Origin of the sequence: Erwinia sp. CGal63 (genome assembly GCF_037026505.1) — a bacterium.
Taxonomy (GTDB): domain Bacteria; phylum Pseudomonadota; class Gammaproteobacteria; order Enterobacterales; family Enterobacteriaceae; genus Erwinia.
The window spans coordinates 54,924-70,308 of record NZ_JAKUMN010000006.1; the positions used below are offsets into that span (position 1 = coordinate 54,924).

The 15,385-nt window shown below is 55.9% G+C and carries 14 protein-coding genes and 1 tRNA gene; 13 read left to right on the top strand and 2 right to left on the bottom strand.

Translation table 11 applies throughout. The features are described from left to right. The first annotated feature begins 2 nt into the window (after positions 1-2). From MKZ79_RS17110 to MKZ79_RS17120, 3 genes are all read left to right on the top strand, one after another. A tRNA-Gln gene (locus MKZ79_RS17110) sits at positions 3-77 on the top strand. A gap of 315 nt (positions 78-392) precedes the next feature. Then, positions 393-590, top strand: coding sequence for a hypothetical protein (locus MKZ79_RS17115; RefSeq protein ID WP_336143793.1), 198 nt, complete (start codon positions 393-395; stop codon positions 588-590). Beyond that, on the top strand, positions 559-1,038 hold the full coding sequence (locus tag MKZ79_RS17120; protein WP_336143795.1) for a hypothetical protein: 480 nt from the start codon (positions 559-561) through the stop codon (positions 1,036-1,038). The genes MKZ79_RS17115 and MKZ79_RS17120 overlap by 32 nt, the downstream gene beginning before the upstream one ends. A gap of 226 nt (positions 1,039-1,264) precedes the next feature. On the opposite strand, the gene ubiF is transcribed toward MKZ79_RS17120, so the two are convergent. Further along, positions 1,265-2,443 (bottom strand): 3-demethoxyubiquinol 3-hydroxylase, encoded by a 1,179-nt coding sequence (gene ubiF, locus MKZ79_RS17125; protein WP_336143796.1) that lies wholly within the window; start codon positions 2,441-2,443, stop codon positions 1,265-1,267. A 178-nt stretch (positions 2,444-2,621) separates the two neighbouring features. Between ubiF and miaB the strand changes: the two genes are divergently transcribed. From miaB to MKZ79_RS17170, 9 genes are all read left to right on the top strand, one after another. Further along, positions 2,622-4,046 carry a tRNA (N6-isopentenyl adenosine(37)-C2)-methylthiotransferase MiaB gene (miaB, locus tag MKZ79_RS17130; protein ID WP_336143797.1) on the top strand — a complete coding sequence of 475 codons (1,425 nt, stop codon included), beginning with the start codon at positions 2,622-2,624 and terminating at the stop codon, positions 4,044-4,046. Between the two features lie 210 nt (positions 4,047-4,256). Continuing rightward, positions 4,257-5,318: a PhoH family protein gene (locus MKZ79_RS17135; RefSeq protein ID WP_336143798.1), complete on the top strand. Its 1,062-nt coding sequence runs from the start codon at positions 4,257-4,259 to the stop codon at positions 5,316-5,318. Next, a complete protein-coding gene (gene ybeY, locus MKZ79_RS17140; protein ID WP_336143799.1) occupies positions 5,315-5,785 on the top strand; it encodes an rRNA maturation RNase YbeY in 471 nt (156 codons plus the stop codon). Before MKZ79_RS17135 ends, ybeY begins: the two co-directional genes overlap by 4 nt. 67 nt (positions 5,786-5,852) lie before the next feature. Then, positions 5,853-6,731: a CNNM family magnesium/cobalt transport protein CorC gene (corC, locus tag MKZ79_RS17145; protein WP_336143800.1), complete on the top strand. Its 879-nt coding sequence runs from the start codon at positions 5,853-5,855 to the stop codon at positions 6,729-6,731. Between the two features lie 7 nt (positions 6,732-6,738). Beyond that, on the top strand, positions 6,739-8,271 hold the full coding sequence (gene lnt / locus MKZ79_RS17150; RefSeq protein WP_336143802.1) for an apolipoprotein N-acyltransferase: 1,533 nt from the start codon (positions 6,739-6,741) through the stop codon (positions 8,269-8,271). Between the two features lie 421 nt (positions 8,272-8,692). Further along, complete coding sequence (locus tag MKZ79_RS17155) at positions 8,693-9,592, top strand: glutamate/aspartate ABC transporter substrate-binding protein (protein ID WP_336143803.1); 900 nt, start codon at positions 8,693-8,695, stop codon at positions 9,590-9,592. Between the two features lie 190 nt (positions 9,593-9,782). Further along, a complete protein-coding gene (locus MKZ79_RS17160; protein WP_336143804.1) occupies positions 9,783-10,523 on the top strand; it encodes an amino acid ABC transporter permease in 741 nt (246 codons plus the stop codon). Then, a complete protein-coding gene (gltK, locus tag MKZ79_RS17165; protein ID WP_336143805.1) occupies positions 10,523-11,200 on the top strand; it encodes a glutamate/aspartate ABC transporter permease GltK in 678 nt (225 codons plus the stop codon). Before MKZ79_RS17160 ends, gltK begins: the two co-directional genes overlap by 1 nt. Beyond that, the gene (locus MKZ79_RS17170) at positions 11,201-11,926 is read left to right on the top strand and encodes an amino acid ABC transporter ATP-binding protein (protein ID WP_336143806.1); all 726 of its coding nucleotides are present in this window, start codon (positions 11,201-11,203) and stop codon (positions 11,924-11,926) included. It begins immediately after the preceding gene. A 148-nt stretch (positions 11,927-12,074) separates the two neighbouring features. Here the strand turns inward: MKZ79_RS17170 and MKZ79_RS17175 are convergent, their stop codons facing one another. Further along, positions 12,075-12,557, bottom strand: coding sequence for a zinc ribbon-containing protein (locus tag MKZ79_RS17175; protein WP_336143807.1), 483 nt, complete (start codon positions 12,555-12,557; stop codon positions 12,075-12,077). Between the two features lie 241 nt (positions 12,558-12,798). Between MKZ79_RS17175 and leuS the strand changes: the two genes are divergently transcribed. Next, positions 12,799-15,381, top strand: coding sequence for a leucine--tRNA ligase (gene leuS, locus MKZ79_RS17180; protein ID WP_336143808.1), 2,583 nt, complete (start codon positions 12,799-12,801; stop codon positions 15,379-15,381). Positions 15,382-15,385 lie beyond the last annotated feature (4 nt).

Genomic DNA, 15,385 nt, shown 5'->3' on the forward strand with positions numbered 1-15,385 from the left:
ATTGGGGTGTCGCCAAGCGGTAAGGCACTGGTTTCTGATACCAGCATTCCGGGGTTCGAATCCCTGCACCCCAGCCAATAAGTAAAGAAGCCCGCGCAAGCGGGCTTTTTTACGTCTGTATCACCACTCTCCTTCCCCAGCCACGCAGGATAAACGTCACGCTAATTACAGACTCTCACGGCGTTGGCTAAAGAAAACGTTATCTGGTAGAGGATTGGTAAATCATGCTCTGGCGTATGTTTTCAGCATCCGGATGGCAGAGCAATTCGTTTAGCAAGTATCAAACAGTGAAATCCTGAAGCTCTCTCGCAAACGGAGGTTTTATCAAAGCCATCTTTTTTTGAATGCTTATGCCTGTGGTATACTTGACCAGTAAATGAACAGGAGGCTGCATGAAAACTACACCAGTAAATGCCGAAAATCTTACAAGCATGCTAACTAAAGCCCGTAAAGCTGGATCTGTGCGAATTGAAGGTGATTCTTATGAAAAACGTCGTGCGCAGTTTATGAAAGATGTACTGGGCAAGGAAGATATGATCCGGGTTGAAGGAACAAGCCATGGCAATCAAAAGAAGGATCTCGCACGTTGAAACCAGCGCCCTGTTTCGGGCGATCAGTAATGAATACGGTTTTGATGATGTAGTAGTACTTTCATATTTTCAGGATATAGACGACTTACAGCAGTTATGGGAAAAGAACAGCGAAGTTTGGGTTTATTCGCAGGGTGAACGCCATCGATACGGATGGATTAAAGAGTCGCACCTTAAAGCCGATGGCACTGTCGTTCCGCTATATATTGGTTTGCATCATACGCGAGTTATGGACGATGAGCATGAGTTCGATCCTCTGTTGGTTGTCTCTTTTGAAACGCGCGAAGGTTTAGCCGATCCGGTACTAATGATTTTGACCATGATTGACCATGCAGATATGTTTGGCGCAAAAGGCGAAGCGAAACACAACCGAACGCAAATGAACCGCATTCACGCCAAACTGGATAATCTGATACAGGGAAAATTCCCTGATGATAACTTTACTTAACAACTTCTTGCCAAGCATAATTAAAGAGCTGTCAATGAATCGCTCCCTTCGCCTCAATGCCGCTCTCTCAGGCACCAGCTTGACTGCTTGCTTTTCCTCAAACCCCGTTCCGGTCAACATCTGAAGCTTCGCCAGCTGATAGCTGATAAGGCCCCGGCGAGCCCTGGCTTTTATAAAGCCTCTTGCTATAAAAGCCCGCGAGCTGTTTCTTAAGCCATATATGCAGCTACAGCCCCAACGCATAGCGCAGCGCCTGCCGCTTCAGGACGCCCGACCTTTCCGCCGCCATCAGCCCCAAATTACGCAACACGCGTAAAGGCGCAGCCTGGTTGCTGAAAGCGAAATAAAAAAGATCCATGCCGCTCTGCATCAGCAAATTATCTCTGTAGCGCGAGCGGTGATAGCGCAGCAGCACTCTTTCTGACGCCCAGTCTTCCGCTCGCTCGCGCGACGCAACCAGCGTGTCAATCAGCGCGTCTACATCGCGATAGCCTAAATTCACGCCCTGCCCCGCCAACGGATTAATAGTGTGTGCGGCATCGCCTACCAGCGCCAGGCCCGGCAACACATAGCGGGTGGCGTGACGACGAACCAGCGGGAACGAGCCTGCGGCTACCGGCGTCACTCTGCCCAGCCGCGCCGGAAAATGTGCTTTTATCTCTTGTGCCAGTTGCGGCATGGGCATGGACTGCAGCTGGCGTATGCGCGCCGGACTGTCATACCAGACCAGCGACGCCCAACCGTCGAACAGCGGTAAAAAAGCGCGTGGCCCGTCAGGCGTAAAGTGTTGCCAGGTGCAGTCGCCCGCATCATGCTCGCAGCGTACGCTGATTAACATACAGGACTGCGCGTAGTTCCAGCCGCGAATGCCGATGCCCGCCAGCTGGCGTACCTGAGAATTAGCGCCGTCCGCGCCAACCACCAGCCTGGCGTGCAGCTTTTCGCCGTCCGCCAGCGTTAGCGCCCAACCGCCGTTACAGGCTTCCAGCGTCTGCAGCTGCGCGGGCGACTTCAGCGTTACTTCCTGCTGCTGCAGCTGCTGCCAGAGCGCGCTTTGCAGCACGCTGTTTTCCACCATATAACCCAGCTCCGGCAGGCCAAGCGAAGCGGCGTCGAAGCCGACCTGCGCCGTTTGCCACTCCCAGGTTTCCAGCTTGCGATAAGGCGCGCAGCGCATCGCCTGAACGCGAGGCCAAACGCCTAACTGCTTAAGCAGATCCACCGAAGAAGCGCCCAGCGCGGAGATACGGATATCCGGGTCGCTTTCCGCTACAAATTCCGCCGGCTCCTGGCGTTCCAGCACCGTCACCTGAAAACCCTGAGCCGCCAGGCCGCTGGCCAGCGCCGCGCCCACCATGCCGCCGCCCACGATAGCGACATCCCATTTTTGCATTGTCTCTGTCATTCTTTTTTCCTGTCCGCTGGACATGCGCGCGCCTTTGCGTACGCGAGCCGGTTTCATTATCTTAAGTGTACCGGAATTTTCGCGGTCATTGAGAAAACGGTAAGACGCTGGTCACAACAGCAGCAAAGCTTTACAATACGCGCCCTGCATTCTCTCCTGCATGATAAATGGCAACCAGATGACGAAAAAACTTTATATCAAAACCTGGGGCTGTCAGATGAATGAGTATGACTCATCCAAAATGGCTGACCTGTTAAACAGCACCCACGGCTATTCCCTGACGGAAGTGGCGGAAGAAGCCGATGTGCTGCTGCTCAACACCTGTTCCATTCGTGAAAAGGCCCAGGAAAAAGTTTTCCATCAGCTTGGGCGTTGGAAAACGCTGAAGGATCGCAATCCCGATGTGGTCATCGGCGTGGGCGGCTGCGTGGCGTCGCAGGAAGGCGAGCATATTCGCCAGCGCGCGCACTTCGTCGATATCGTTTTCGGCCCGCAGACGCTGCACCGCCTGCCGGAAATGATCAACACCGTGCGCGGCTCAAAAAGCCCGATTGTCGATATCAGCTTCCCGGAGATTGAAAAATTCGACCGCCTGCCGGAGCCGAAAGCGGAAGGCCCAACCGCCTTTGTTTCTATTATGGAAGGCTGCAACAAGTATTGTACTTTCTGCGTGGTGCCCTACACCCGCGGCGAGGAAGTGAGTCGTCCTTGCGACGATATCCTGTTTGAAATCGCTCAGCTGGCGGCGCAGGGCGTACGTGAAGTTAACCTGCTGGGGCAGAACGTCAACGCTTATCGCGGCGAAACCTTTGATGGCGAGCTCTGTACCTTCGCCGACCTGCTGCGCCTGGTAGCGGCGATTGACGGCATTGACCGCATCCGCTTTACCACCAGCCATCCGATTGAGTTCACCGACGATATTATTGAGGTCTATCGCGATACGCCGGAGCTGGTCAGCTTCCTGCATCTTCCGGTACAGAGCGGCGCAGACCGTATCCTGACGCTAATGAAGCGCGCGCATACCGCGCTGGAATATAAAGCGATTATTCGCAAGCTGCGTGCGGCGCGTCCGGATATCCAGATCAGTTCAGACTTTATCATCGGCTTCCCTGGCGAAACCCAGCAGGATTTCGAGCAGACCATGAAGCTGGTCGGCGAAGTCAATTTCGACACCAGCTATAGCTTTATCTATTCCGCCCGTCCGGGAACGCCGGCTGCGGATCTGCCGGACGACGTGCCGGAAGAAGAGAAAAAGCAGCGCCTGTGGATCCTGCAGGATCGCATCAATCAGCAGGCGATGGCGTGGAGCCGCCGGATGCTGGGCACCGTGCAGCGTATTCTGGTGGAAGGCACCTCGCGTAAGAACGTGATGGAGCTGTCCGGCCGTACGGAAAACAACCGCGTGGTGAACTTCGAAGGCACGCCAGAGATGATCGGCAAGTTTGTTGATGTAGAGATTGTCGACGTCTACACCAACTCTCTGCGCGGCAAAGTAGTGCGCACTGAAGATGAGATGGGCCTGCGCGCCATCGAATCTCCGGCTTCCGTTATCGCTCGTACCCGCAAGGAAAACGAGCTGGGCGTCGGCCTCTTCCAGCCTTAATCCCACCGAATATTTGCGGCGAATCTCACAGCTTCGCCGCCTGAAAACGCGTACGCGGCTTGCTTTCTGCGCACTGTGCCCAAATATCATCAACTGCGCTTGCGTATTAGGGCGCAGCCATAAATAATTCCTGTATGGTCACGCCTTTACCGGCTGACCAGCCTGTGAAAAGCCATCCTCAACTGGCCCTGAGCGACCCAAAGGATTAGTTTGAATATTGAAACACGCGAAATCACTTTAGATCCTGCCGATAACCAGCGTCTGCTGAGCCTGTGCGGCCCGTTCGACGATAATATCAAGCAGCTGGAGCGTCGATTAGGCATTGAGATCAATCGTCGCGACAACGCTTTTAAGCTGACCGGAAAGTCGCTGATTGTGGAAGCGGCCATCCATATTCTGCGCGATCTCTATGTGGATACGGCGCCCATGCGCGGCCATATTCAGGATATTGATCCCGAGCAGATTCACCTGGCGATCAAAGAGAGCCGGGTACTGGAGCAGTCGGCCGACAGCGTGCCGGAATATGGCAAAGCGGTCACCATCAAGACCAAACGCGGCGTTATTAAACCGCGCACGCCTAACCAGGCGCAGTACGTCGCCAATATGCTGGATCACGATATCACCTTTGGTATCGGGCCGGCCGGTACAGGCAAAACTTACCTGGCAGTGGCAGCTGCGGTAGACGCGCTGGAACGTCAGGAAGTGCGCCGTATTCTGCTGACGCGTCCGGCAGTGGAAGCGGGCGAGAAGCTGGGCTTTCTGCCCGGCGATCTGAGCCAGAAGGTCGACCCTTATCTGCGTCCGCTGTATGACGCCCTGTTTGAAATGCTCGGCTTTGAGCGCGTCGAAAAGCTAATCGAGCGCAACGTGATCGAAGTCGCGCCGCTGGCCTATATGCGCGGCCGCACGCTGAACGACGCTTTTATCATTCTTGATGAAAGCCAGAACACCACCATCGAACAGATGAAGATGTTTCTGACGCGCATCGGCTTTAACTCTAAAGCGGTGATCACCGGCGACGTCACGCAGATTGACCTGCCGCGCAACCTGAAGTCGGGTCTGCGCCACGCAATCGAAGTGCTGGCCGAGGTAGAAGAGATCAGCTTTAACTTCTTCCATAGCGAGGACGTCGTGCGCCATCCCGTGGTCGCCCGTGTGGTTATCGCTTATGAAGCCTGGGAAGCCGCAGATCAGAAGCGCCGCGACGCGCTGGCAGAAGAACGTAAACGCGAGGCGCTGGCGCTACAGCAGGCCGCGCAGGAGCAGAAATGAGTACCGTAATACTGGATTTACAGCTGGCGTGCGAACAGCCGGAAGGCTTGCCGGCCGAAGCGGATTTTCAGCGCTGGCTGGAAGCGGTACTGCCGCAGTTTCAGGCAGAGAGCGAGGTAACGATCCGCCTGGTGGACGAAGCGGAAAGCCGCGAGCTGAATCACACCTATCGCAGCAAGGACAAGCCCACCAACGTGCTGTCGTTCCCTTTTGAAGCGCCGCCGGGCATCGAGCTGCCGCTGCTGGGCGATCTGATTATCTGCCGCCAGGTGGTGGAACGCGAAGCCCTTGAGCAGGAGAAGCCGCTGCTGGCGCACTGGGCGCATATGGTGGTGCACGGCAGCCTCCATCTGCTGGGCTACGACCATATCGAAGATGATGAAGCCGAAGAGATGGAGGCGATCGAGACAGAGATAATGCTTGCTCTTGGTTATGCCGACCCGTACATTTCGGAGAAAGAGTTCTAAACCGCGTCCCTTCCGTATCGGAAGGGACACCTTTTATCTCAACAAGAGTGACAGAAACAAAAACGCCATGAGCGATGACCATTCACAGAACAACGACGCCCCCAGTAGTAAAAAGGGATTTTTTACCCTTATCCTCAACCAGCTGTTTCACGGTGAGCCCAAAAATCGCGACGATCTGCTGGAGCTGATCCGCGATTCCGAGCAGAACGAGCTGATAGACCAGGATACCCGCGATATGCTCGAAGGGGTCATGGATATCGCCGAGCAGCGCGTGCGCGATATTATGATCCCGCGCTCGCAGATGGTGACGCTAAAGCGCAACCAGTCGCTCGACGAGTGCCTGGATACCATTATCGAATCCGCTCACTCTCGCTTTCCAGTGATCAGCGAAGATAAGGATCATGTCGAAGGCATTCTGATGGCGAAGGATTTGCTGCCGTTTATGAGCAGCGAGTCCGCCCCGTTCAGCATCGAAAAAGTGCTGCGTCCGGCGGTAGTGGTGCCGGAAAGCAAGCGCGTCGATCGCATGCTGAAAGAGTTCCGTTCGCAGCGCTACCATATGGCGATAGTGATCGACGAATTCGGCGGCGTCTCCGGCCTGGTGACTATCGAGGATATTCTGGAGCTGATTGTCGGCGAGATCGAAGACGAATATGACGATGAAGAAGATCGCGATATTCGCCAGCTGAGCCGCCACACCTACACTATTCGCGCCCTGACGCCGATTGAAGATTTCAACGAAGTCTTTGAAACGCACTTCAGCGACGAAGAGGTGGATACCATCGGCGGCCTGGTTATGCAGGCGTTCGGTCATCTGCCGGCGCGCGGCGAAAGCATCGAGATCGAGGGCTACCAGTTCAAGGTCGCGATGGCCGACAGCCGCCGTATTATTCAGGTGCATGTCAGAATTCCGGAAAACGCGACGCAACCGATACTGGAAGAATAACTCCCCTATGGCTATTGCCTCTTTATACCAGCGCCAGCGGGTTCGCCTGCTTTTAGCGCTGCTGACGGGTGCCGCTGGCACCCTGGCGTTTTCGCCTTACGACTTCTGGCCAGCCGCGCTGATATCGCTTTGCGGCCTGCTGGCGCTGACCCTGAATCGATCGACCCGTCAGGCGACCGCTATCGGTTTCGTCTGGGGCTTCGGCCTGTTCGGCAGCGGCGTCAACTGGGTTTACGTCAGCATCGCCACCTTTGGCGGTATGCCCGGTGCGGTCAACGTCTTTTTAGTGGTGTTGTTGGCGGCTTATCTCTCGCTTTACCCTATGCTGTTCGCCGCCCTGCTTAACCGGTTATTCCCTAAAACCTCACTGACGCGCCTGGCGCTGGCCGCGCCCGTGTTGTGGCAAATCACCGAGTTTTTGCGCGGTTGGATTCTTACCGGCTTTCCCTGGCTGCAGTTTGGCTACAGCCAGATTGACGGGCCGCTGAAAGGCCTGGGGCCGCTGATCGGCGTGGAAGGCATTACTTTTGCGTTAACCCTCGTCGCCGGGCTGATAGTCTGGGCGTTCGCTGCTCGTCGCTGGATGGCGGCGGTTGGCGCGCTGGCGCTGCTGCTGCTGCCCTGGCCGCTGCGCATGATTGGCTGGTATCAGCCGCAGCCCGAGCGCACGGTAAAAGTCGCGCTGGTACAGGGCAATATTGCGCAGTCGCTGAAGTGGGACCCCAATCAGCTGATCAATACGCTGCGAACCTATACCTCGCTGAGTCGGCCTTACGTTAACAATGCGCCGCTGATTATCTGGCCGGAATCGGCGATCCCGGATCTGGAAACCAACCAGCAGCCTTTCCTGCAAACCATTGACCGCGAGCTGCGTTCGCAGGGCAGCAGCCTGATTACCGGCATTGTCGATTCACGACTGGAAAATAATCGCTATCACGATTACAACTCGATTATCGTGCTGGGTGACAAAAACCCTTACAGCTACGAAAACGGCAGCCGCTATCAGAAAAATCATCTGGTGCCTTTTGGCGAATTTGTGCCGCTGGAAGCGCTGCTGCGTCCGCTGGCGCCGTTCTTCGATCTGCCGATGTCTTCGTTCAGCCGCGGCGACTATCTGCAGCCGCAGCTGCAGGCTGGCGGCTACAGGCTGACGGCGGCCATCTGTTATGAGATCGTGCTGGGCCAGCAGCTGCGGGACAATTTCCGTCCCGATACCGATTTCCTGCTGACCATCTCTAACGACGCCTGGTTCGGCCACTCCATCGGCCCGTGGCAGCACTTGCAAATGGCGCGTATGCGCGCGCTGGAGCTGGGCCGTCCGCTGCTGCGCGATACCAATAACGGCGTAACCGCAGTGATTAACGCGGACGGCAGCGCGAAAGAGATGATTCCGCAGTTTGTCCCGGGCGTGCTGGCCACCGATGTAACGCCAACCCGCGGCCTGACGCCTTATGCGCGTTTCGGTAACTGGACGGTGTGGATTGTCTCCGCGCTATTCGCCGCAGCCGCCCTGCTTACCGGCTGGCGAAAACGCCGCTAGCGTCAAAACACCGCATTCTCCTCTTCTCTTCAGCGCCGCATTGCGGCGCTTTTTTCTTGCCGCTTCAGAACCTTTTACGGCTGAAAACCACCCACATTAAACCATCTGAAAAAATCTGGCATGGCGATTGCAATTATCTCTGAGACAACGCTGAACCGTCGGCCTGCAGCGACCGATTAGCCGGAGACGCACCATAAATGCCCGCGCCCTGCGCTGTTAATGGGCAGCACTTTTCGGGATGCTTTATTTTGGTGCGGCGCGCTTCGCAAAATAGAAACTTTATTGTTTCATAACGTTAACATTCAGCTATGTTAAGGCTATCCGGCGCGGCTCCGGCAGCGACAGACAAAACAAAAGCGATGACAAACACAACATCAAAATCAGCGCACCGTTATGGCGCTTTACAACGAAGGAGTTGGAGATGAAATTTCGGAAAACTGGGCTTTGCCTGCTGGCACTGGCTGGCCTGTCCTCCGCCGTGGTTCACGCAGACGACGCACCGCAAAATACGCTGGATAAAATCGCTAAAAATGGCGTTATCGTCGTTGGGCACCGCGAATCTTCCGTGCCTTTCTCTTACTATGACAATCAGCAAAAAGTGGTCGGCTATTCGCAGGACTACTCCAACGCCATCGTGGCGGCGATCAAGGCTAAACTCAACAAGCCCGATCTGCAGGTAAAAATGCTGCCGATCACCTCGCAGAACCGCATTCCTCTGCTGCAAAACGGCACCTATGATTTCGAGTGCGGCTCTACCACCAACAATGCGGAACGTCAGCAGCAGGCCGCCTTCTCCAATACGATTTTTGTCATCGGCACGCGTCTGCTGGTGAAAAAAGGCAGCCCGATTAAAGATTTCCCGGATCTGAAAGGCAAAACCGTCGTCGTGACCTCCGGCACCACTTCCGAAATTCTGCTGCATAAGCTTAACGACGAGAAGAAAATGGACATGCGCATCATCAGCGCCAAAGATCACGGCGATTCGTTCCGTACCCTGGAAAGCGGCCGCGCCGTGGCCTTTATGATGGATGACGCGCTGCTGGCTGGCGAACGCGCCAAGGCCAAAAAGCCGGATAACTGGGAGATCGTCGGTACGCCACAGTCGAAAGAGGCCTACGGCTGCATGTTACGCAAAGGCGATACCGGCTTTAAGCAGCTGATGGATGACACCATCGCTAAAGCGCAGACTTCCGGCGAAGCGACGAAGTGGTTCGATAAATGGTTTACCCAGCCTATTCCGCCGAAAAACCTGAATATGAACTTCGCGCTCTCTGACGATATGAAAGCTACGTTCAAAACGCCGAACGACAAGGCACTTTAATAACAAGAATAAGGGCGGTACGCCGCCTTTGATTGTTGAACCCGGGCAAGGACAGACAGCGGCCTGAACAGCGCGACGCAACGACGTCGACATTCGGGCTGAGGTTCGCCACGGTCGTTCCCCGTGACGAACACGCCTTTCATCAATCTTCAGGGTAGCCCGGCTACCCTTTTTTCTACCGGAGTGACTTATGTCAATTGATTGGAACTGGGGCATTTTTCTGCAGCAGGCTCCGTTCGGCAACACTACCTATCTGGGATGGCTGTGGTCAGGCTTTCAGGTCACCCTCGCTGTCTCAGTTTGCGCCTGGGTTATCGCCCTTCTGGTCGGCTCGCTGTTCGGCATCCTGCGCACCGTGCCTCATCGCGGACTTTCCGCTATCGGCACCTGTTATGTAGAGCTGTTCCGCAACGTACCGCTGATCGTGCAATTCTTTATCTGGTACCTGGTGGTGCCGGAACTGCTGCCGGAAAGCATCGGCATGTGGTTTAAATCAGAGCTCGATCCCAACGTACAGTTTTTTACCTGTTCGGTGCTCTGCCTCGGCCTTTTTACCGCCGCTCGCGTTTGCGAACAGGTACGCGCCGCCATCCAGTCGCTGCCGCGCGGCCAGAAAAACGCCGGGCTGGCGATGGGGCTGACGCTGCCGCAAACCTACCGCTACGTGCTGCTGCCTAACGCCTACCGGGTGATCGTACCGCCGATGACGTCAGAAATGCTTAACCTGGTAAAAAACTCCGCTATCGCTTCCACTATCGGGCTGGTTGATATGGCGGCGCAGGCAGGCAAACTGCTGGACTACTCGGCGCACGCCTATGAATCCTTTACCGCCATCACCGTAGCCTATATCGCCATCAACGCGGTCATCATGCTGCTGATGAGCCTGGTGGAACGCAAAGTGCGCCTGCCCGGCAGCATGGGAGGCAAATAATGTACGAATTTGACTGGAGCACCATCGTTCCCAATCTGCCTTATCTGATTAACGGCATGATTATCACGCTGAAGATTACTGCCGTCGCCGTAGTGTTCGGCATTCTCTGGGGAACGCTGCTGGCCGTGATGCGGCTGTCGAGCTTTAAACCTGTCAGCTGGTTCGCCAAACTCTACGTTAACCTGTTCCGCTCCGTACCGCTGGTGATGGTGTTGCTGTGGTTCTATCTGGTGGTACCCAGCTTCCTGCAGCAGGTATTAGGGATTTCGCCGAAAACCGACATCCGCCTGATCTCCGCTATGGTGGCTTTTGCCCTGTTCGAAGCTGCCTACTATTCGGAAATTATTCGCGCGGGCATTCTGAGCATCGCTCGCGGCCAGGGCAACGCCGCGCTGGCGCTGGGTATGACGCAGTGGCAGGCGATGCAGCTGATTATCCTGCCGCAGGCGTTTCGCGCTATGGTGCCGCTGCTGCTTACCCAGGGCATAGTGCTGTTTCAGGATACCTCCCTGGTTTATGTGCTCAGCCTTGCCGACTTCTTCCGCACCGCCGACACCATAGGTATTAACAACGGTACCGAGATCGAAATGGTGCTGTTTGCCGGCGCGGTTTACTTTGTTATCAGCCTTAGCGCTTCGCTTCTGGTCAGCTATCTGAAGAAAAAAAGGACAGTTTAAATGATTACCCTGAAAAACGTTTCTAAGTGGTATGGTCACTTTCAGGTGCTGACCGACTGCTCTACCGAGGTTAAAAAAGGCGAAGTAGTGGTGGTTTGCGGCCCTTCCGGCTCCGGCAAGTCGACGCTGATTAAAACGGTTAACGGCCTGGAGCCTGTGCAACAGGGCACCATCGCAGTTAACGGCACGGCGGTTAACGAGAAAAAAACCAATCTGGCGAAGCTGCGCTCAAAGGTTGGCATGGTTTTCCAACACTTCGAGCTTTTTCCGCATCTGACCATCGTCGAAAACCTGACGCTGGCGCAGGTAAAAGTGCTGAAGCGAAATAAAGAGGAAGCACGGCAGAAAGGCCTGAAGCTGCTGGAGCGCGTAGGGCTTTCCGCGCACGCCAACAAGCATCCTGGCCAGCTTTCCGGCGGTCAGCAGCAGCGCGTGGCGATTGCGCGCGCGCTCTGTATGGACCCTGTCGCCATGCTGTTTGACGAGCCGACCTCCGCGCTTGACCCGGAAATGATCAACGAAGTACTGGATGTTATGGTCGAGCTGGCGAATGAAGGCATGACGATGATGGTGGTGACGCACGAGATGGGCTTCGCCCGCAAAGTGGCTAACCGCGTGATCTTTATGGATGAGGGAAAGATCATCGAAGATTCGCCGAAAGATGACTTCTTTAATAATCCGCAGTCCGACCGCGCAAAAGATTTCCTGGCGAAAATTCTGCACTGATAGTGTTAAGGCAGAGCACTGCTCTGCCTTTTCTCGCTGAAATCTGCGGTCACAAAGTCCCTTACTTTCTCTCCTTGCTATACCTGCCTGAATTAGCGTTCGCCAGCTGAAATTCAGATCATCAGACACCTTTTAGCAATCAGACGAGCTACGGCTCGAAAGCCTGCCGCTGAAACTGATCGTTGCCGCACTCCGGGCAGCGCGTCAGCGTCTCCGGCGTATAGATAGCGCGGGTAAACTGACACTTTTCGCAGACCAGATTGCCCAATCCCACCACTTCGCCGCTCTGATAGACGCCATGATGATTCAGATCCTGAAAAACCTCGCGCCACTCCAGCTGGCTCTTATCCGTGATGTCCGCCAGCTCTTTCCAGACGCTTTCACGGATCACCCGCATAAAGACGCTGTCGCCGGTATCCTGCTGATTTTCCGTATAGCTACGGGCGAACTCCTCCAGATCGCGGCGCACGGCGCGGGCGACGTCGTCAATCTGGCTACGGGTCAGCTCGCCGCGATTGTTCATTCGCTGCCGCGCAGCTTCCACCAGAGCATCAATATCATGCTCGCCTCTGTTAATTCTCTCCGTCAAAGAGGAAACCAGTTCACGATAATACTGAGCAACCTTGTTCATTTTATCTCCTGAGCATGCCGACATTCGCTTCTTTCAGTTTAGCGCTAATCGCATTATTGCAGCGGGATGACAGCGAAATTTGCCTGCCGTCTTCCAGCTTGCAGAGAAATGCCCGTCGTCAGGGCGGTTACTGTTGTTGCGCCGGGGGCGAATCGGCTATGCTATGCGGATCTGAATGAACATGAAGCCCGGCGCGTCTCACCAGGTGCCCGGCGTTATTTAAAAAGGACCACTGGCCGCCATGCAAGAGCAATATCGCCCGGAAGAGATAGAATCCCGTGTTCAACAGCACTGGGACGAGAAGCAAACTTTTAAAGTCACCGAAGAGGAAGGTAAAGAGAAATATTACTGCCTCTCCATGCTGCCCTATCCTTCCGGCCGCCTACATATGGGCCACGTGCGTAACTACACCATCGGCGACGTTATCTCCCGCTACCAGCGTATGCTGGGCAAAAATGTCCTGCAGCCGATCGGCTGGGATGCGTTTGGCCTGCCGGCCGAAGGCGCCGCGGTAAAAAACAACACCGCGCCCGCGCCATGGACTTACGACAACATTGCCTACATGAAAAACCAGCTCAAGCTGCTGGGTTTTGGCTACGACTGGAGCCGTGAACTGGCTACCTGCCAGCCGGAATACTATCGCTGGGAGCAGTGGTTCTTTACTAAGCTCTATGAAAAAGGTCTGGTGTACAAAAAGACCTCCGCCGTCAACTGGTGTCCGAACGATCAGACCGTACTGGCTAACGAGCAGGTTATCGACGGCTGCTGCTGGCGCTGCGACAGCAAGGTAGAGCGTAAAGAGATCCCGCAGTGGTTTATCAAAATCACCGCCTACGCCGACGAGCTGTTAAACGACCTGGACACGCTGGAAAGCTGGCCTGAGCAGGTTAAAACCATGCAGCGCAACTGGATTGGCCGTTCCGAGGGCGTGGAAATCACCTTTGACGTCGCCGACAGCGAAGAGAAGCTGACCGTTTACACCACGCGTCCGGACACCTTTATGGGCGCGACCTACCTGGCCGTGGCCGCGGGTCATCCGCTGGCAATCCAGGCCTCGGTCAACAATCCTGCGCTGGCGGATTTCATCGCCGAATGCCGCAACACCAAAGTCGCCGAAGCCGATATGGCGACGATGGAGAAAAAAGGCATGGCGACAGGTCTGTTCGCCACGCATCCATTAACCGGCGAGCAGCTGCCGGTGTGGGTCGCCAACTTCGTGCTGATGGAATATGGCACCGGTGCCGTGATGGCCGTGCCGGGCCACGACCAGCGCGACTGGGAGTTCGCCACCAAATACGATCTGCCGGTGAAGCCGGTCATCCTTAACGCCGACGGCAGCGAGCCTGACCTGAACGCGGCGGCGATGACTGAAAAAGGCACGCTGTTTAACTCCGGCGAATTCGACGGCCTTTCTTATGAAGAAGGCTTTAACGCCATCGCCAACAGGCTGGCGGACAAAGGCGTAGGCGTACGCAAAGTCAACTACCGTCTGCGCGACTGGGGCGTTTCCCGTCAGCGCTACTGGGGCGCGCCAATTCCTATGGTGACGCTGGAAGACGGCACGGTGATGCCGACGCCGGAAGACCAGCTGCCGGTCATCCTGCCGGAAGATGTTGCTATGGACGGCATCACCAGCCCAATCAAAGCCGATCCCGAGTGGGCGAAGACCACCGTTAACGGTCAGCCGGCGCTGCGTGAAACCGATACCTTCGACACCTTTATGGAGTCCTCCTGGTACTACGCGCGCTACACCTGTCCGGATTTTGATAAAGGCATGCTGGACCCGGCAGCGGCTAACTACTGGCTGCCGGTCGATCAGTATGTAGGCGGCATTGAGCATGCGATTATGCACCTGCTCTACTTCCGCTTCTTCCACAAGCTGCTGCGCGACGCTGGCCTGGTCACCTCCAACGAGCCGGCCAAACGCCTGCTTTGTCAGGGTATGGTGCTGGCCGACGCCTTCTACTGGCTGGGCGCCAACGGCGAGCGCAACTGGGTGTCGCCGGTTGACGTTACCGTAGAGCGCGACGAGAAAGGCCGCATCGTGAAGGCTACCGATGCAGCGGGCCACGAGCTGGTCTATGCGGGCATGAGCAAAATGTCGAAGTCGAAGAACAACGGCATCGACCCACAGGTCATGGTAGAGCGCTACGGCGCGGACACCGTACGCCTGTTTATGATGTTCGCTTCCCCGGCGGAAATGACGCTGGAGTGGCAGGAATCTGGCGTGGAAGGCGCTAACCGCTTCCTGAAACGCGTCTGGAAACTGGTTTATGAACATACCGCGAAAGGCCCGGCTGGCGCGCTGGATCTGAACGACCTGAATGAGGAGCAGAAGGCGCTGCGTCGCGATCTGCACAAAACCATCTCCAAAGTCTCGGACGATATCGGTCGTCGTCAGACCTTTAACACCGCCATCGCCGCGATCATGGAGCTGATGAATAAGCTGGCGCGCGCGCCGCAGGAGAGCGAACAGGATCGCGCGCTGATGCACGAAGCGCTGCTGGCGGTTGTGCGTATGCTCTATCCGTTTACGCCGCACGCCTGCTTCACGCTGTGGGAAGCGCTGGGCGGCGAAGGCGAAGTAGACAACGCGCCGTGGCCGCAGGCTGATGAAGCCGCTATGGTAGAGGATTCTCTGCTGGTGGTGGTTCAGGTCAACGGCAAGGTTCGCGGTAAAATCACCGTGCCGGCGGATGCTACTCAGGAACAGGTACAGGCGCGCGCCGCTCAGGAGCACCTGGTCGCAAAATACCTGGACGGCGTCACCATTCGCAAAGTGATTTACGTTCAGGGCAAGCTGCTTAACCTGGTCGTGGGTTAATGTC